Genomic DNA, 17,008 nt, shown 5'->3' with positions numbered 1-17,008 from the left:
CCCCGTGGCCGACGCGCCCTCGCCCCAGCCCGACGGGCACGAACCGCCAGACCCGGGCCCGCTCGAGACCGAGGCGCTCGAGCACATCCGCGCGCTCATCCGCATCGACAGCGTCAACACGGGCGACGCGGCCACGATCGGTGACGGCGAGACGCGCGCCGCGCTCTACGTGAAGAAGCGTCTCGACGAGGTCGGGTACGAGACGGTCCTGGTCGAACCCCGGCCGGGTCGGGCGAGCGTCATCGCACGGTTGCCCGGTTCGGATCCGGATGCCGGAGCCCTCGTCGCCCATGCCCACCTCGACGTCGTGCCGGTCGACGCCGAGGACTGGACGTACCCGCCGTTCGGGGCCGAGATCCACGACGGCATCCTGTACGGCCGCGGGGCGGTCGACATGAAGGACTTCGCGGGGATGCTGCTCGCGATCGCGCGCGCGTTCCGGCGCGACGGCGTCGTTCCGCGGCGCGACCTCATCTTCGCGTTCTTCGCCGACGAGGAGGCCGGAGGCGTGTGGGGCGCACGGTGGATCGTCGAGAACCGCCCGGAGCTCTTCGAGGGCGCGACCGAGGCGCTGAGCGAGGTGGGCGGCTTCTCGATCCCGCTGCCCGATGACCGCCGCGCCTATCTCGTCGCGACCGCCGAAAAAGGCGTGACGGTCGCCACCCTGACCGCGCGTGGGGCTGCGGCGCACGGCTCCCGACCCACCGCCGACAACGCCGTGGTGCGCGTCGCGCGCGCCGTCGCGGCGATCGGCGATCACCGCTTCCCGGTCGTGCGGACCGCGACGCTCGAGCGCTTCCTCGAGGTCTACGGACGCGCCAGCGGCGAGCCCCTCGACGGCGACGACCTGTCGCGCCTGGGGTTCTCGGCATCCGTCATCGACGCGGGAGCGCGCAACACGGTCTCGCCGACCGTGCTCGCGGCCGGGGGCAAGATCAACGTCATCCCCGCCTCGGCGAGCGCGGCACTCGACGTCCGCATCGTGCCGGGGCAGGCCGATGCAGTGCGGGAGCAGCTCGCGGCTGTCGTCGGCGACGACATCGAGGTCACGTGGACGCGCGACATCCCGGCGATCGAGGCTCCGGCAGAGGGGCGGCTGATCGACGTGCTGCAGGATGCCGTGACCGCCGAAGACCCCGACGGCACCGTCGTGCCGTACCTGCTTCCCGCCAGCACCGACAACAAGCACCTCAGTCGTCTCGGCATCCGGGGCTATGGCTTCGTGCCGCTGCGGGTTCCCGCCGACTTCGACGTGTTCGGGCAGTTCCACACGGCCGACGAGTGCGTGCCGGTCGAGGCACTGTTCTTCGGGACGCGGGTGACGGCGCGGATCCTGCGCGACGCGTAGCGGCGGGCGGGCGTGCCGAACTCCTGAGAATCCGGGCGGAAAGGCTCGTTCCGGAGCCGAAAGCCGCCGCAGCGCGCCACTTCTCCGGAGTTCAGCACGCCGCCGTGGCGGCTCCCCGGTGCTCGAGTCGCGCGCAGGTCGCGTGCGTAACTCCCGAGAATCCACGCGAGAACGCCGACATCCGCCCCGAAAGTCGCCGCAGCGCGCCACTTCTCCGGAATTGGGCACGGCAGCCCGCCGCCAAACCGGCGACGGTAACGCCCCGAGCCGTCGCGCGTCCAGCGTGTTACCCCGCATGCCCCCGGGTTTCGGCCCGTGGCGGGGCGTTTCGACGTGTGAAACGCCCGCTCGGCGGTGCGCGCGGGCCGTCATAGCGTTTCGGTCACCCACCGGCATCCCGCCGATCCGGAAGCCCAGGAGCACGCCATGACCACCACCGCGCCGGCCCCCGCCGACCGCCCGACCACCGGTCCCACCGCCGCGCGAGACACCGCGCCCACGACAGCCCGCGACAAGGTCGACCTCGGCACCATCGCCGTCGTCCCCACCCGCCACTGGTGGCGTTGGATCCTCAGCGGCCTGCTGCTGTTCGTCGTGGCGCAGTTCGCGTGGAGTCTCGTCACCAACGACCGCTACCTCTGGGGCACCTTCGCGCAGTACTTCTTCTCGGAGCCCGTGCTGATCGGCATCGGCTACACGCTGTCGCTCACGGCGATCTCGGCCATCGTCGGCTTCTCGCTGGGTACGCTGCTGGCCCTCGGCCGTCTGTCGGCGTCTCCGCTGCTGAGCGGGGTGGCGTGGGGCTACATCTGGTTCTTCCGGTCGGTGCCCCTCGTCGCGCAGATCATCGTCTGGTACAACCTGGGGTACCTGTACCCGACCCTGGGCCTGGGCACCCCGTTCACGACCGATTTCTGGATCGTGGAGTTCCCGACGGTCCAGCTGGTCAGCGCCTTCGCCGCCGCGATTCTCGGACTCGGCCTGCACCAGGCGGCGTATTCGGCCGAGATCATCCGCGGCGGCCTCGTCTCGGTCGACCCCGGTCAGCACGAGGCGGCTGCGGCGCTCGGCATCCCGGCATCCCGTCGTCTGTTCCGGATCATCCTGCCGCAGGCCATGCGCTCGATCGTGCCCAACGCGACGAACGAGATCATCGGCCTGGTCAAGGGCGCGTCGGTCGTGTTCGTCATCGCGATCCCCGAGCTGTTCTACGCGGTGCAGGTCATCTACAACCGCAACAGCCGCGTGATCCCGCTGCTGCTCGTCGCGGTCGTCTGGTACACGCTGATCACGACGATCCTGAGCATCGCGCAGTACTACATCGAGCGGTACTACGCCCGCGGGTCCGCTCGGGCGCTGCCGCCGACTCCCGTGCAGCGCGCCCGCACCTGGGTGCGCACGCAGTGGGCGCGCCTCGGTGACTCCCCCGCTCCACCGGGGGGAACGGATGCCGAGACACCCACCGCCGCGAAGGGAGCTCGGGCATGACCGCGGTCACGGCGACGAGCGGGCTCGTCGAGGTGCACAACGTGCACAAGAGCTTCCACGGGGTCGAGGTGCTGAAGGGCATCGACCTGACCGTGCAGCCCGGAGAGGTCGTGGCCCTGCTCGGCCCGAGCGGTTCGGGAAAGTCGACTCTGCTGCGCACCATCAACCACCTCGAGACGGTGGATGCCGGCTCGGTCACGGTCGACGGCGAGTTCATCGGTTACGAGCTGCGTCACGGCAGACTGCACGAGCTGCGCGAGCGCGAGATCCTCCAGCGTCGCACGCAGGTGGGCATCGTCTTCCAGAACTTCCACCTCTTCCCGCACCTCACCGCCCTCGAGAACATCACCGAGGCACCTCTCGCGCTCAAACGCCTGGGCAGAGGCGAGGCGCGTGAGCTGGCTCTCGGCCTGCTCGAGCGGGTGGGCCTGGCCGAGAAGGCCGACGCCTATCCGCGGCAGCTGTCCGGCGGCCAGCAGCAGCGCGTCGCGATCGCCCGCGCCCTCGCCCTGCAGCCCAAGGTGCTCCTGTTCGATGAGCCGACGAGCGCTCTCGACCCCGAGCTCGTGGGCGAGGTGCTCGATGTCATCCGCGACCTCGCGAAGCTCGGCACGACCCTCGTGATCGTCACGCACGAGATCGGCTTCGCCCGCGAGGTCGCCGACCGGGTGGTCTTCCTCGACCAGGGCCGTCTCGTCGAGCAGGGCACCCCCGATGAGGTGCTCTCGCGACCGCAGCATCCGCGCACGCGCGAGTTCCTCGCGAAGGTGCTCGGCTGACCCCACCCCTCTCGGGCCTCGCCACGCGGGGGCCCGCTCCCACCCGTACCCGAAACCGCGGCGCCGACACCGCCGCCGCGGCATCCAACCCGCACCACCACAGGAGACACAGCATGGCACTCAGTAAGAAGCAGGGCATCGCGATCGGCGTGATCGCCGCAGCGGTCGTCGCCGTCGTCGGCGTCGGCGTCACCATCGGCCTCACCCGCCCGGCCGACGCGGTCGCGGCGCCCGAGCCCTCGGCATCCGCCTCGAACGCCCCGGCGGAGTGGGTGCACACCGACGCCGTTCCCGAGGCCGTCGCCGCGCTCAAGGCGAGCGGGTTCACGCCCATCGAACCGGGCAAGCTGACGGTCGCCGTCGGCGCGTTCGTGCCGCCGCTGAGCTACGTGCCCGAGGGAGAGACGCTGCCCTCGGGCACCGAGCCCAACATCGGCTCGCTCATCGCCGAGGGTCTCGGCCTCGAGTACAACCCCGTCGTGGTGGCGTGGGCGGATTGGCCGCTCGGCATCCAGTCGGGAAAGTATGACCTCATCACCGCCAACGTCACGGTGACCGAGGAGCGGAAAGAGCTGTACGACTTCGCCAGCTACCGCCAAGACCTGCTGGGCTTCGCCGTCCGCGCCGACAGCTCGATCGCGAAGATCGAGACCGCCGACGACATCTCGGGCCTGAAGATCGTGGTCGGCTCGGGCACCAACCAAGAGAAGGTGCTGCTGAACTGGAACGAAGAGCTCGTCGCGGCCGGCAAGGCTCCCGCCGACCTGCAGTACTACGACGACACCGCCGCCGCGACCCTCGCCCTGCTGTCGGGTCGAGTCGACGCGACCTTCGGTCCGAACGCCACCGCCGCGTGGGCCGCGCGCGACACGGGTGAGACCAAGATCGTGGGCGTCGTCCCGGGCGGCTACCCGCTGCAGGCCGACATCGCGGCGGGCACCAAGAAGGGCAACGGCCTCATCGAGCCCGTGCAGATCGTGCTGAACGACCTGATCGCGAACGGCACGTACGCCAAGGTGCTGAAGGCGTGGAACCTCACATCCGAGGGCATCGAGACCTCACAGATCAACCCCCCGGGACTCCCGAAGTCCTGAATCCTCTGGGGCCCGGTCTTCCGAGACCGGGCCCCCAGCACGCCTGATGGAATGGATGCCATGACCACCTCGCCCGTCTCGTCACCGACCATCCGGCTCGTCGCCCCGCACGAGCACACCGAGGCCGGCCGCGTCACCGCCGAGGCGTACCGGCAGAGCTATGACGGGCTCACCGACAGCTACCTCTCGTCGCTCGCCGACGTCGACGGGCGCGTCGCGCTGGGCGAGGTCTGGGTTGCGCTCGACGGTGAGGAGATCGTCGGGACGGTGTGGACGCCGCGCCCCGGCGAGCGCCTCTCCGAGCTCGCCGAGGAGGGCGAGCTCGATTTCCGTCAGCTCGCGGTCGCCCCCTCGGCGCGCGGGCGCGGCGTCGGAGAGGCGCTCACCCGGCACGTGATCGGGCTCGCTCGAGAGAGAGGGGCGCACCGCGTGGTCATGAACAGCGGCCCCGAGATGCTCGGCGCGCACGCGCTCTACCTGAAGCTCGGCTTCCGCCGCCTCACCGAGCGCGAGCACCCGGTCGAGGTGGAACCGGGCCGGTTCCTCGATCTGCGGGCGTTCGGCTTCGACCTCTGACGGCGCGGGGCGCGCCGGTCGCTCGGGGGGATCCGATCGAAACGGGGGCGCGCAAGCCTCACCCGCCCTCGTCGCGGCGGGTATACGGTGGCATCCGTCACGGGGAAATCAGTTCGCGACCATGCGGTGCACGGGCTCGCGTTCCGGTCGTTCTCCAGCCGCCGCGAAGGACGCCCGGTCTTCGTGCTCATCCACGGCATCGGAATGTCGCACCGCTACCTGACCCGCCTTCACGACGAACTGGCGCGGGATGCCGAGGTGCACACCATCGATCTGCCCGGTTTCGGCGGGCTGCCCAAACCGCGACGGGCCGCCGACATCGCCGACGTCGCACGGGCGCTGGGACGCGTGCTCGACGGTCTCGGCGTCCGATCCGCGGTGCTCGTGGGCCACTCGATGGGCGCGCAGTGGGTCGTGGAGCTGGGGGTGCAGCGTCCCGACCTCGCGGACGCGGTCGTCGCGATCGGGCCCGTCACCGACGATCGGAGGCGCAACGCCCTGGTCCAGGCCCTGCGGCTGACCCGCGACTCCGTCCTCGAGCCGCCCCGACCAAACGCCCTCGTCTGCACCGACTACCTGCGCTGCGGCCCCGTCTGGTACGCCCGCCAGGCGCGGCACATGCTGGGCTACCCGATCGAGGACCGGATTCCCCTCCTCACGGCACCCCTGCTCGTCGTGCGCGGCGCCGACGACCCGATCGCGCAACAGTCGTGGGCGCAGCGCTTGGGCACCCTCGCCGCCGACGGCACGGTCGACATCGTCCCCGGTCACCGCCACCTCGTGCAGTTCACCGCGGCGCCCGAGGTCGCCCGGCGCATCCTCGCGTTCCTGGCACGCCACCGAAGCACCCGCTGAGTCGGTCCCGTCAGAGGAGGGATGCCGCGGAGCGTGGCATCCCTCGGTCTGCTGTCGTAGACGACACGGGTCGGCCGTCACCGCGTGAATGCCGCGCGAGCAGGGCGGGAGCCGAGTCGGCGGGGCGGGCCGGCGAAGCCGCGCTGCCGCCGGTCAGCACGGTCAGCCGGCGAAAGGCGAGACGCTCACGAGGGGAGCGACTTCGCGAAGCAGCGCGACGCGGGGAAGCGGACGTACGGCGGGAAGGTCTCGATCGCGTGGTAGCCGATGCGCTCGTACAGCGCGATGGCCTCGGGCTGACGATCGCCGGTCTGCAGGATCAGTCGCGACACCCCGCGCGCGAGGGCGAGACGCTCGAGCTCCGACATGAGCGCTCGGCTGGCGCCCTGCCCGCGGGCACGCCGATCGACGAAGACGCGCTTGACCTCGAGATCGGTCCCGAGCGCGCGCAGGGCCGCGTGCCCCACCGGTTCCCCGGCGGCATCGTGGACGAGGATCACGTCGACGATCGTCGCCGGATCGACCGCGAAGTCCTCCGCCAGGACCGCCTGCGTCTCTTCGTCGAAGGCGGCGAAGACCGGGGCGTAGCGGGGGCCGATCTCTTCGTCCATCGCTGTGCGCAGAGCGACGGCGCGCTCGTCGTGCCAGTCGACGCGTTCGATTGTCCACGTGGGGTGCGCCGCCGTCATGACGCCAGTATCGCCGGGGTCACACGCGTGCCGAGAGCAGGCGGAAACGTCGGGTCATACGGGGCATGCGCCGCTCAGCGATCCATGCGGGCGAGCCACTCGCGGAAGAGCGCCCCGGTGACGTCGGGCTGTTCGAGGTGCACGTTGTGACCGGCCCCGTCGAGGACGACGAAGCTCCCGCGCGGGTAGTGCTCCCGCAGGGCGAGACCGTCCTCGTACCCGACGACGTCGTCCTGACGGCCGAACACGTGCAGGGTCGGCGCGGTGAACGGTTCGGGATACCGCTCCTCCGGCACGCCATCGATTGCGTAGTCGGCGGCGATGCGGTCCATGACCGTGGTGTCGGCCCCGCGCAGACCCGGCAGGACGTACCGCTGGAAGGCGGCGAACGACGCGGCATCCTGAATGACGCTGATCTCTTCGAAGGCCTCGCGAGCGTCGCCCGCAGCGTCGAGGACCGGCGACTCGACGTGGACCACGGTGCGTTCGGGGACGCTCCGCTCGTGATGCGCCGGGCGGAATACGCCCGCCAGGGTGGCCAGGCCCCGCACACGCGGACGACGTTCGTGCGCGACGTGGCGGGCGAGCATCGCCCCGTAGGAGTTGCCGATGACAGCGAAGGGCTCATCGCCCAGATGATCGTCGATCTCGGCGAGGACGCCGTGCGCCACCTCCCGGGTACTCGACACCGTCGCTCCCCGCGCTGCCGACTCCGCCCAGGGCAGGTCGAGCAGCACCAAGCGCCACGGCGCGTCTCCGATCCACTCGGCGAGCGGCAGCATGATCCGGTGGTCCACACCGAATCCGTGCAAAGCGACGAGGGGGCGACCCGAACCGATTTCACGCGCGATCACGAAGGGGATCGTACGCGAGCGTAGCTGCGCTCCCCACCAGATGAGCGCACCACAAGCGCCCGTTCAGGCTCGCGCGAGTCCCGCCAGCAGTTTGACGAGAGCGTCCGCGTCCTCCGCGCGCGTCCGCCACGACGACACCGAGATGCGGAACGCCGGTTCCCCCCGCCAGACGGTCGCGCCGAACCACGTGTGGCCGCTGGCTTGGGCGGCGGCCACGATGCGCGCCGTCTCCTCGGCGGACCCGGCTCGTGCCAGCACCTGGTTCAGCACGACGCGATTGAGCACCGTGTAGCCGGCCCCGCGGAGACCGTCGGCGATCCGCGTGGCCGTCGCGGTCGAGTTCTCGACGAGTTCGGCCACGCCGTCGCGACCCAGCGTGCGCAGTGCCGCCCAGATCGGGATACCGCGTGCCCGTCGCGAGAACTCCAGGGTCAGGTTCTTCTGCGCGTCATCGGTCGACGGGGCATATGTCGCATCGGAGTGCAGAGCCGCGTTCGCCGCGTCGCGGTTCCGCACGATGCTGACGGCGCTGTCGTAGGGCGTGTTCAACCATTTGTGCCCGTCGACGGTCCACGAATCGGCCCGGTCGATGCCGTCGGTGAGCGGTCGAAGACGCGAGGCACGCGCCCACAGACCGAACGCTCCGTCGACGTGGATCCACCCGGCGCTCGCCCGCACCTTCTGCATGATCGGTTCGAACGGGTCGAACTCGCCCGTGTTGACCTCACCGGCCTGCAGGATCACGATCGTGCTCGCGTCGACCGCGGGGAGGGCGTCGGGGTCGATGCGTCCGTACTCGTCGGTGCGAACCCACTCGACGAGGTCCGAGCCGAAACCGAGGACGCGCAGAGCCTTGCGCACGACGACGTGCGCGAGCTCGCTCGCGACGACCCGCACCGGGGGTGCACCGGTCAGCCCGCGACGCGCGACGTCCCACCCGAGCTGTGCCAGCACGTGCTGCCGAGCGGTGGCGAGGATCGCGACCGTCCCGGCTCCCGCGCTGGTAGAGAACCCGACGGCGCTGTCGCGCGGCAGATCGAGAACCTCGACGACCCAGCGAGCGGCAATCGCTTCGATCGCGCTGGTCGCGGGCGAGCCGAGCGGAGTGGATGCCGTGTTGTCCCACGCCAGGACCAGGCGATCGGCCGCCGCCGCGACGGGGAGCGTCGCGCCGACGACGAAACCGAAGTAGCGCGCCCCGTTCGACTCGACGGCGGCTGCCGAGCCGAGTTCATCGAGCAGGGCGATGGTCGAGCGCTCATCGTGACCGGCCGCGGACAACTCCTCATCGAATCCGCTGAGCGCCTCCCGCGCGTGAACCGACGGGTAGACCGGTCGTGAGCCGATGGCCGCGACGTAGTCCTGGGCGCGACGGTCGGCGTCTGCGAGGACGGCGAGTTCGGCCAGACGATCGTGAGGGTCTCGGGAGGGCAGCATGGGTCCGATTCTGACCGCCCACGGACGCGCGACGGAGCGGCCAATCGGGACTCCGTGGACTCGTCGGGGGCGCGCCCTCGCTCCTCCGCCGCCTCGCTTCGCTGACGCCGGTCGCGTGCCCGAAAGGCGCGGAGCCTGGCACATCAGCCACGAACACGCCTCGGGTTCGCAGGGACGGGCGCGCGAGCGAAGGGGTTCAGCCGCCGATTCGATGACGGATGCCACCTCGAGCGGCGGCATCCGATCCCCTCGTGTGCCCGCTCGGCCCGGCGATGACGGACCGTGACGATGCGGCCTCGATCGGTCGCCGGCGCCGTTAGCGTGGCGGGGTGACCCGCGCTCTCCGCTCCCTCGGCTTCCTCACCATCGGCCTCTTCGATCGCGAGAACCCGCGCGCCGGGCACGAGACCACGCTGTCGATCATCGAGCGCGGCGAGCGCCTCGGCTTCGACAGCGCGTGGCTGCGCGACCGGCACCTGCAGTACGGCATCTCCTCGCCCGTGGCGGTGCTCGCCGCGGCATCCCAGCGCACGAGCCGCATCCGCCTGGGTACCGCTGTCATCCCGCTCGGGTGGGAGAACCCGCTGCGCCTCGCCGAAGACCTCGCCACCGTCGACGTGCTGACCGGCGGGCGCCTCGAGCCCGGCTTCTCGGTGGGGCCGCCCCGCCGCCTCGACGAGATCGCGCCGGCGCTGTACCCCGACACCGCCGACGCCGAGGACTTCGGATACGAGCGCCTCTCGCGCCTGCGCCGCTTCCTCGCCGGCGAGCGGGTCAGCCCGTTCTCGGGCACCGAGGGGATCGAGGAGTACTCCGAGCGCGTCGAGCCCCACTCCCCCGGTCTCTCGGACCGGCTCTGGTACGGCGCCGGCAGCCCGACCTCGACGACCTGGGCGGCAGAGAACGGCTTCCACCTGCTCACCAGCAGCGTGATCCAGTCGGTGCACTCGACCGACTTCGATGTCGAGCAGGACGCGCAGATCCAGCTCTACCGGGAGACGCACCCCGACGGCGAGACCGCCCGGGTGTCACAGGGTCTCGTCGTCGTGCCGACCGACACCGCCACACCCGAACAACGCCGGCGGTACGAGGCGTACGCCGAGTCGCGGCGCGGGCGCGTCGGCATCCCCCAGGGTCCGAAAGGGCTGCTGTTCGCCGAGGATCTCGTGGGCACGTCCGAGCAGATCGCCGACCGGCTGCTGTCGTCGCGGTCGTTCCCGCGGGTCGACGAGGTGGCCTTCGCGCTGCCCTTCGCCTTCGAGCCCGACGACTACGTGCAGATCCTCGAGGACATCGCGGGGCGCCTCGGGCCGCTGCTGGGGTGGCAGCCGTCAGCCTGACGCCCCGGACGCACCGCCGTCCGCGCGGCACGTTGAGTGTCCAAGAAACCCGGACGAATTCTCGAGACGTCCGGGTGTCTTGGACGCTCAACGCCAGCACGAGGGCGACGCGGCGCGTCAGCGCTGCCGCGCTACGGCCCGCGCCAGCCGCGACGCCGCCTCCACCAACAGCTCCTCGGACGTGTCGCCGTAGGCCAGCCGCAGGTGCCGGTCGGCGTCCGTTCCCGGCCCCGAGGGGAAGAACGACCCGCGCTGGTACTCGACCCCCTCGGCGCTCGCGGCGGCGGCGAGCCGGTCGGCGTCCAGGGAGTCGTCGGTCAGGCGCGGCCAGAGGAACAGGCCGCCGTCCGGCACGGTGACGTCGAAGGAGCCCGATGCCGAGAGCGCCTCGGCCAGAGCGTGCGCCCGCGCCCGGTACAGGGCTCGAGCACCTCCGAGAACCCGGTCGAAGACGCCCACGTCGCCGGTCAGCAGCTCGGCCACGACGGCCTGCACGAAGGTCGACGAGTGCGAGTCCTGGCGGCTGCGGAGGGCCACGGCATCCGGGATCAGGCGCTCCGGAAGAACGATCCAGCCGAGCCGCAGGCCCGGGCCCAGCGTCTTCGTGAAGGTGTTGACGTGGATGACGTGGTCGGAGTCGTGGAACGGTGCGAGCGACTCGGGCTCGCCGTGGAAGCGCAGTTCGCGATACGGGTCGTCGGCGAAGACGACGAAGCCGTACTTCTCGGCCAGTTCCACGAGCTCGCGACGCCGGGCGGTCGGCAGCGACGACTGCGAGGGGTTGTGGAACTCGGGAACCGTATACACCGCGGCCGGGCGGGCGCCGGCGCGCAGCTCGGCGGCGAGGGCGTCGATGTCGAGCCCCTCGGCCCCGACGCGGATGGGCAGAACGCGGGCATCCGCGAGCTCGAGCCCGCGCAGGAACAGCGGGAACACCGGGTTGTCGACCGCCACGAGGTCGCCGCGCTCGAGCACCGTCTGCACGGCGATCGCGAGGCCGTGGAACCCGCCGTTGGTGATGAGCACGCGCTCGACGGCGACGCCCTCGCGCGCGGCGATCCACTCGCGCAGCGCCGGGATGCCCTCGGTACGCGAGTACTGCAGCGACGGCGCCCCCGGTCGGGCGAGTACGCGGGCCGTCGCCTCGGCGAGCTCCGCGGTCGGCAGGACGGAGGGATCGGGGATGCCGCCGAGCAACTCGATCGCATCGGGCCGGCGGTCCCGCAGGGTCTGATCGCCGAAGCCCTTCGGGGCGGTGAACGCCTCGATGAGCGCGGGACGCGAGCGGGGCGGGAAGAGCAGGGTCATGAGGGACTCCGGGGGTCGGGGGTGGGGATCGCGTCGACGAGGGCCCGTGTGTACTGCTCGCGCGGGTGCGAGAGCACGTCGGCCACCCGCCCGGCCTCCACGACCCGTCCGTCTTTGAGCACCGAGACGGTGTCGGCGATCTGCCGCACGAGCGCGAGGTCGTGCGAGACGAAGAGGTAGGTCAGCCCGCGTTCGCGCTGCAGTCGGCGGAGCACGTCGAACACCCCCGCCTGCACCGTCACGTCGAGCGCCGAGGTCGGCTCGTCGAGCACGATGACGTCGGGTTCGAGCACCAGGGCGCGGGCGATCGCGACGCGCTGCCGCTGACCGCCCGACAGCGCGTCGGGGCGACGGCGGGTGAGCTGCGGAGACAGACCCACGGCGTCCAGGGCCTCGGTGACTTTCGCCGCGCGCTCGGCGCGCGTGCCGACCCGGTATTGATCGAGCGGCTCGCGCACGATCCGCCCCACGGTCCAGGTGGGATCGAGCGAGGTGAAGGGGTTCTGGTACACGAGCTGCAGGTGGCGACGGATGCCGCGGAGCTCCGCCTCGGTGCGTCCGGTCGCGGGCTTGCCGTCGACGACGATGTCGCCCGTGTCGGGGGTCTCGAGTCCGAGTAGTAGCCGCACCGTCGTGGTCTTCCCCGAGCCCGACTCCCCCACGAGCGCGTGGGTGGTGCCCGGCGGCACGCGGAACGACACCGCCGACACCGCCGCGCGCTCAGACCCGTCGACCACGAAGCTCTTCGACACCTCGCGCACCTCGATGCGGGTCGCGGTGGTGTCGGTGGTCCACGCGTCGACACCGCGCTCGTCAGCGCGCCGGTAGCGGTCGGGGTTCAGCGCGGGTGCGTCGGCCTGCAGCTGCACCGTGTACGGCGAGGTCGGCGCCGCGAAGACCTCGCGTGTGGCGCCGGCCTCCTGCACCCGCCCGTCCTTCAGCACGACGATCTCGTCGGTGCGCTCGGCCGCGATGGCCAGGTCGTGCGTGATGAGCAGCAGGCCGATGCCGAGCTCCTCGCGCAGGTCGCCGAGCAGGTCGAGGATGCGCTTCTGGATCGTGACGTCGAGGGCGCTCGTCGGCTCGTCGGCGACGAGCAGCTCGGGTCGCGGCAGCACCGCGAGACCGATGAGCACGCGCTGCAGCATGCCGCCCGAGAGCTGATGCGGATACGAGCCGTAAACCCGGCGCGGATCGGGAAGGCCCACGCGGGCGAAGACGTCGAGGATCGCGTCGCGCTGCGCGCCGGCATCCGTGATTCCCGACAACGCGGCGGCCTCGTGCGCCTGCGAGCCGATGGTGCGCACCGGGTTGAGCGCGTTCGACGGGTCCTGGGGCACGAAGCCGAGGCGCCGGCCGCGGAGAGGGCGGAACCGCGCCTCACTCAGCCCGAGCACCTCGTCGCCGGCGAACTCGACGCGTCCGCTCGCCCGCCCGGTCGCGCGGGGCAGCAGCCGCAGCACGGATCGCGCGATCGTCGACTTTCCCGACCCCGACTCGCCGATGAGGGCAAGGCTGCCGCCGTGCGGGATCGAGAACGACACGTCGTGCACCACGGGGGTTCGTCCGTAGGCCACCGAGAGGTCCCGCACCCTCAGGAGGGGTGCGGCCTCGGCCCGTGTCTGTTCGCGCGAGGGGAGAGTGAGGGTCATGACGTCCTCCGAAGCCACCGGCTGATGCGGTTGATCGACAACACCGTCGCCACGGTGACCAGGGCCGGCCACACGACGAGCCACGGCGCACGCGGGTAGTCCTTGCCGGCTGAGATGAGCAGACCCCAATCGGATGCCGGGGGCGGATCGCCGTAGCCCAGGAAGGCGAGCCCCGCGATGACGAGGATCGACAGCCCGAACTGCAGGACCGCGAGGGGCACGAGCGAGCGCGACGCGTTGGGCAGCACGTGCCGGAACAGCACGTGCAGGCTCGACCCGCCCTGCAACCGCGCCGCCTCGACGAACACCGACGAGCGCACGCGCAGCACCTCGGAGCGCATCACCCGGGCGAACACGGCGACGGCCGAGACGCCGGTGGCGATCGCGGCGTTGATGGTCTGGAAACCGAGCGAGCTGACGATGACGACGGCGAGCAGGAACGCCGGGATGGCGAGCAGCACGTCGATGAGACGGGCGAGCACCGTGTCGGTCCACGACCCCAGGAACCCCGCGAGCAGGCCGATGAGCCCGCCCACGACCACGCCGATCGCCACGGCGACGAGGGCGCTTGTCACCGACGACTGCGCACCGAACACGATGCGCGCGAAGAGGTCGCGGCCCAGGTGATCGGTGCCGAGCAGGTGCGCGGCACTGGGCGGTTGCAGCTTGTTGGCCGGCACGCCCTGCGCCGGGTTCTGCGACGTGAACAGGGTCGGCGCGAGAGAGAACGCCAGCACCACGGCCACGACGAGGAGTGACACGATGACACCGACCGGAACGGCGAGACGGATGCCGCGGACCCGGGCAATCGCGGGGCGGGATGGTGAGACGACGGCGGTCATACGACGCTCACTTCCTCGCGGAGCAGCGGCGCCGGCTCTTCGCGCGGGGTCGCCGTGACCGCGCGCCCGCGCGAGCCGATGGACACGCGGGGGTCGAGCAGCGGATAGGCGAGGTCGGCGAGCAGGTTGACGACGACGAAGACGATGGCGGCGAGCGACACCACGGCCTGCAGCACGGGGAGGTCCTGACTGGCCACCGATGACTCGACCAGGGTGCCGATGCCGACGCGGCCGAAGATCGCTTCGGTGATGAGCGCGCCGCCGAGGAGCTCTCCGACGATGAGTGCGAGAACGGTGACCGTCGGCAGCGCCGAGGGCTTCACGAGGTGACGCAGGAACAGCGCTGCCTGGCGGAGTCCCCGCGAGCGCGCGACGGCGACGTACTCCTGCCGTGACTCGTGATCGAGCGACGCGATGAGCACCTCGGCGAGCTGAGCCGACACGGGGATGCCGAGGGCCACCGCCGCGAAGAAGGTGCCCCAGGGCGTCTCGGTGTCGATCATGCTGAACAGTCCGAGCCCGAAGGCGAAGACGTGGATCAGCAGCAGGCCGATCACGAAGTTCGGGACGGAGAGGAACAGCGACGGCAGCGACCGCAGCACGCCCTGCCCGAAGCGCGCGGGCAGGAACTGCGTTCCGTACGCGATGGCGACGGCGAGCACGATGGCGACCAGCAGCGCGACGGCCGCGAGGCTCAGCGTCGACCCCAGCGCGTCGAACACGAGAGTGCTGACGGGCAGGTTCGATCGCAGCGAGACACCGAGGTCGCCGACCACGAAGCGTCCGAGCGACGATCCGAGCTGCACCCACCAGGGCTGGTCGAGGCCGTAGTACGCCACGATGCGGGCGATGTCGTCCTCGGTGAAGCCGTTGTCGGGATTGCGCAAGGTGCTCGTGATCGGGTCCCCGGGCAGGATGCTGATCACGAAGAACGTGAACAGGTACGCCAGCAGCACGACGACGAGCGCCTGGCCCGTGCGGCGCAGCACGAATCGGCCGTATGTGCGGAACATGCTCTCCTCCTCTCGTCTCGGTGTAACGGATCGAGGAGACGGATACCGCGGCATCCGTCTCCCGTCCGGTGTCAGCTGTTGAGCCAGGCGTCCAGGTAGTACGCGTAGGCGAGGCCGTTGTAGGTCACGCCGCTGACGTCGGGGGCCTGCACGTAGACGCGCTGCACGATCTGCGTCAGCGGCACGAAGTAGCCCTGGTCGAGCACATAGCTCTGCAGCTCGTCGGCGACCTTCGCGCGGGCGTCACGGTCGGTGGCCGTGGCGATGCGCGTCGACAGGTCGTTGAGCGTGGCATCCGAGGTGCCGAGCGTGAACCAGTCTTCGTCGCCCTTCTTCTGCGAGGTGAGGACGCCGGCGACGGTTCCGACGTCGACGAAGCTGCGGGTGATCTCGGTCGCGGGGATCGTCGCGTTGCCGATCACCTTCTGACCGTACGTCGGCACGTCGTAGGTCTCGAGGTTCACCTCGAACCCGAGCGCCGTCAGCTGCTGGTCGACGAGCTCGTCGACCGACTGCGAAGCCTGCAGGTACGGGTTCGGGTAGAGCGTGAACGACAGCTTCTGGCCGTTCTTCGTACGGACGCCGTCGGCACCCTTCGCCCAGCCGGCCTCGTCGAGAAGCGCCGCGGCCTTGTCGGGGTCGTAGGCGAAGTCGGCGCTGTGGTCAGTCGCCTCGGGCACCGTGCTCTGGAACAGCGACTCGGCCGCGTGCCAGTCGGGGGTGTAGACGGTCGAGAGGATCTCGTCGCGGTCGATGCCGTGCTGCACGGCCTGGCGCACGGCGAGGTCGTCGAAGGGGGCCACCGACGTGTTCAGCGCGTAGCCGTTGACGAAGCCGAGGTAGCGGGGCGTCTCGACGGTCAGCCCCTCCTGCTTCAGGGCCTCGAGGTCCTGCGGACTGGCGTTGTACGCCACCTGCGCCTGGCCCGACTCCACCGAAGCGGTACGGAGCGTGGGCTCGGCGACCTGCTTGTACGTGATCGTGTCGAGGTAGGCCGCGCCCTCGTGGCCGAGGGCCTCGGGACCCCAGTCGTAGTCGTCGCGCTTCTTCAGCACGACGCTGTCGCCCTCGGCGACCTTCTCGACGACGAACGGACCGCTGCCGATGTCGTTCGTGAGGTCGGCCTGCTGCTCAGCGGGAAGAGCGAGAGTGGTCGGCGAGATGAGGATCGAGCCGTGGTACGCCAACGTCGGGATGAAGCTGAGGGTGGGAGCCGAGAACGACACCTTCACCGTCGTGGCATCCACCGCCTCGGCGCCGGCGTAGTTGGCCGAGGGGAACAGTCCGATGCGGTTGATGCCGTCATCGGGTCGTCCCTTCGCCCAGATGTCGATGTTCGCCACGACCGCGGCGGCATCCAGAGGCGTGCCGTCGGAGAAGGTGACGCCCTCCTTCAGGTGCAGGGTGAACTCGGTCTTGTCGGCGTTCTCGTCCCAGCTCTCGGCGATCCACGGGCTGAGGTTCCCCTCGGCGTCGACGTAGACGAGCTTGTCGGTGAGGTTGCCCCAGATCTGACCCTGGTAGCTCGAGATCGCGCTGTTGTTGGGAATCCAGGTCGCGCCGAGCGAATCGATGAGGAAGACGAGGTCACCACCCGGCTGGGGTTCGGCGTCGGCGGCCGGAGCGGCGGTCGACGCGGCGCCGCACCCGCTCAGCAGCACGGCGCCGACGGTGAGGGCGGAGGCGACGCCGAGAAGGCGCCGGAAAGGACGGAGGCGAGTGGTCATGGAAAT

General features: G+C 70.8%; 15 protein-coding genes. 7 read left to right on the top strand and 8 right to left on the bottom strand.

The window, feature by feature from the left end; all coding sequences use genetic code 11:
• Positions 1 to 4: 4 nt before the first annotated feature.
• The 6 genes from NE358_RS00885 to NE358_RS00860 all read left to right on the top strand — a co-directional run bounded on the left by NE358_RS00885 (position 5) and on the right by NE358_RS00860 (position 6,140).
• Positions 5 to 1,348, top strand: a complete 1,344-nt coding sequence (locus NE358_RS00885; RefSeq protein WP_289940527.1) for a M20/M25/M40 family metallo-hydrolase — start codon at positions 5 to 7, stop codon at positions 1,346 to 1,348.
• A gap of 426 nt (positions 1,349 to 1,774) precedes the next feature.
• Positions 1,775 to 2,836: an amino acid ABC transporter permease gene (locus NE358_RS00880; RefSeq protein WP_289940525.1), complete on the top strand. Its 1,062-nt coding sequence runs from the start codon at positions 1,775 to 1,777 to the stop codon at positions 2,834 to 2,836.
• Positions 2,833 to 3,615, top strand: a complete 783-nt coding sequence (locus tag NE358_RS00875) for an amino acid ABC transporter ATP-binding protein (RefSeq protein ID WP_116238823.1) — start codon at positions 2,833 to 2,835, stop codon at positions 3,613 to 3,615. The genes NE358_RS00880 and NE358_RS00875 overlap by 4 nt, the downstream gene beginning before the upstream one ends.
• Before the next feature lie 113 nt (positions 3,616 to 3,728).
• Positions 3,729 to 4,709 (top strand): ABC transporter substrate-binding protein, encoded by a 981-nt coding sequence (locus tag NE358_RS00870; RefSeq protein WP_103207019.1) that lies wholly within the window; start codon positions 3,729 to 3,731, stop codon positions 4,707 to 4,709.
• A 60-nt stretch (positions 4,710 to 4,769) separates the two neighbouring features.
• On the top strand, positions 4,770 to 5,285 hold the full coding sequence (locus NE358_RS00865; protein WP_103207020.1) for a GNAT family N-acetyltransferase: 516 nt from the start codon (positions 4,770 to 4,772) through the stop codon (positions 5,283 to 5,285).
• Between the two features lie 87 nt (positions 5,286 to 5,372).
• Positions 5,373 to 6,140 (top strand): alpha/beta fold hydrolase, encoded by a 768-nt coding sequence (locus NE358_RS00860; RefSeq protein WP_289940521.1) that lies wholly within the window; start codon positions 5,373 to 5,375, stop codon positions 6,138 to 6,140.
• Positions 6,141 to 6,325: 185 nt separating this feature from the next.
• On the opposite strand, the gene NE358_RS00855 is transcribed toward NE358_RS00860, so the two are convergent.
• The 3 genes from NE358_RS00855 to NE358_RS00845 form a co-directional block, all read right to left on the bottom strand.
• Positions 6,326 to 6,829 (bottom strand): GNAT family N-acetyltransferase, encoded by a 504-nt coding sequence (locus tag NE358_RS00855; protein ID WP_289940519.1) that lies wholly within the window; start codon positions 6,827 to 6,829, stop codon positions 6,326 to 6,328.
• A gap of 74 nt (positions 6,830 to 6,903) precedes the next feature.
• The gene (locus tag NE358_RS00850) at positions 6,904 to 7,683 is read right to left on the bottom strand and encodes an alpha/beta fold hydrolase (protein ID WP_141378394.1); all 780 of its coding nucleotides are present in this window, start codon (positions 7,681 to 7,683) and stop codon (positions 6,904 to 6,906) included.
• A 63-nt stretch (positions 7,684 to 7,746) separates the two neighbouring features.
• Complete coding sequence (locus tag NE358_RS00845) at positions 7,747 to 9,120, bottom strand: pyridoxal phosphate-dependent decarboxylase family protein (RefSeq protein ID WP_289940517.1); 1,374 nt, start codon at positions 9,118 to 9,120, stop codon at positions 7,747 to 7,749.
• Positions 9,121 to 9,449: 329 nt separating this feature from the next.
• Here NE358_RS00845 and NE358_RS00840 point away from each other — a divergent pair, with 329 nt between their 5' ends.
• Positions 9,450 to 10,460 (top strand): LLM class flavin-dependent oxidoreductase, encoded by a 1,011-nt coding sequence (locus NE358_RS00840; RefSeq protein WP_289940515.1) that lies wholly within the window; start codon positions 9,450 to 9,452, stop codon positions 10,458 to 10,460.
• A 117-nt stretch (positions 10,461 to 10,577) separates the two neighbouring features.
• Here the strand turns inward: NE358_RS00840 and NE358_RS00835 are convergent, their stop codons facing one another.
• From NE358_RS00835 to NE358_RS00815, 5 genes are all read right to left on the bottom strand, one after another.
• Positions 10,578 to 11,768, bottom strand: a complete 1,191-nt coding sequence (locus tag NE358_RS00835; protein WP_289940513.1) for an aminotransferase-like domain-containing protein — start codon at positions 11,766 to 11,768, stop codon at positions 10,578 to 10,580.
• A complete protein-coding gene (locus NE358_RS00830; protein ID WP_289940511.1) occupies positions 11,765 to 13,420 on the bottom strand; it encodes a dipeptide ABC transporter ATP-binding protein in 1,656 nt (551 codons plus the stop codon). The genes NE358_RS00835 and NE358_RS00830 overlap by 4 nt, the downstream gene beginning before the upstream one ends.
• Complete coding sequence (locus NE358_RS00825; RefSeq protein ID WP_289940509.1) at positions 13,417 to 14,262, bottom strand: ABC transporter permease; 846 nt, start codon at positions 14,260 to 14,262, stop codon at positions 13,417 to 13,419. The genes NE358_RS00830 and NE358_RS00825 overlap by 4 nt, the downstream gene beginning before the upstream one ends.
• Entirely contained in the window at positions 14,259 to 15,275 is a 1,017-nt protein-coding gene (locus NE358_RS00820; RefSeq protein ID WP_289940507.1) for an ABC transporter permease, read from the bottom strand. The genes NE358_RS00825 and NE358_RS00820 overlap by 4 nt, the downstream gene beginning before the upstream one ends.
• Before the next feature lie 71 nt (positions 15,276 to 15,346).
• Positions 15,347 to 17,002, bottom strand: coding sequence for an ABC transporter substrate-binding protein (locus NE358_RS00815; protein WP_289940505.1), 1,656 nt, complete (start codon positions 17,000 to 17,002; stop codon positions 15,347 to 15,349).
• Between the last annotated feature and the right edge of the window lie 6 nt (positions 17,003 to 17,008).

The organism is Sphingomonas sp. G5 (assembly GCF_052660795.1).
The sequence above is the reverse complement of the archived record's forward strand: the minus strand, read 5'-3'. Positions and strand labels throughout refer to the sequence as shown.

Excerpts from the sequence above, each read along its gene's own strand:
- NE358_RS00880 (WP_289940525.1), top strand. The coding sequence starts at position 1,775 with ATGACCACCACCGCGCCGGCCCCCGCCGACCGCCCGACCACCGGTCCC.
- NE358_RS00875 (WP_116238823.1), top strand. The coding sequence starts at position 2,833 with ATGACCGCGGTCACGGCGACGAGCGGGCTCGTCGAGGTGCACAACGTG.
- NE358_RS00870 (WP_103207019.1), top strand. The coding sequence starts at position 3,729 with ATGGCACTCAGTAAGAAGCAGGGCATCGCGATCGGCGTGATCGCCGCA.
- NE358_RS00865 (WP_103207020.1), top strand. The coding sequence starts at position 4,770 with ATGACCACCTCGCCCGTCTCGTCACCGACCATCCGGCTCGTCGCCCCG.
- NE358_RS00855 (WP_289940519.1), bottom strand. The coding sequence starts at position 6,829 with ATGACGGCGGCGCACCCCACGTGGACAATCGAACGCGTCGACTGGCAC.
- NE358_RS00845 (WP_289940517.1), bottom strand. The coding sequence starts at position 9,120 with ATGCTGCCCTCCCGAGACCCTCACGATCGTCTGGCCGAACTCGCCGTC.
- NE358_RS00835 (WP_289940513.1), bottom strand. The coding sequence starts at position 11,768 with ATGACCCTGCTCTTCCCGCCCCGCTCGCGTCCCGCGCTCATCGAGGCG.
- NE358_RS00830 (WP_289940511.1), bottom strand. The coding sequence starts at position 13,420 with ATGACCCTCACTCTCCCCTCGCGCGAACAGACACGGGCCGAGGCCGCA.
- NE358_RS00825 (WP_289940509.1), bottom strand. The coding sequence starts at position 14,262 with ATGACCGCCGTCGTCTCACCATCCCGCCCCGCGATTGCCCGGGTCCGC.
- NE358_RS00820 (WP_289940507.1), bottom strand. The coding sequence starts at position 15,275 with ATGTTCCGCACATACGGCCGATTCGTGCTGCGCCGCACGGGCCAGGCG.
- NE358_RS00815 (WP_289940505.1), bottom strand. The coding sequence starts at position 17,002 with ATGACCACTCGCCTCCGTCCTTTCCGGCGCCTTCTCGGCGTCGCCTCC.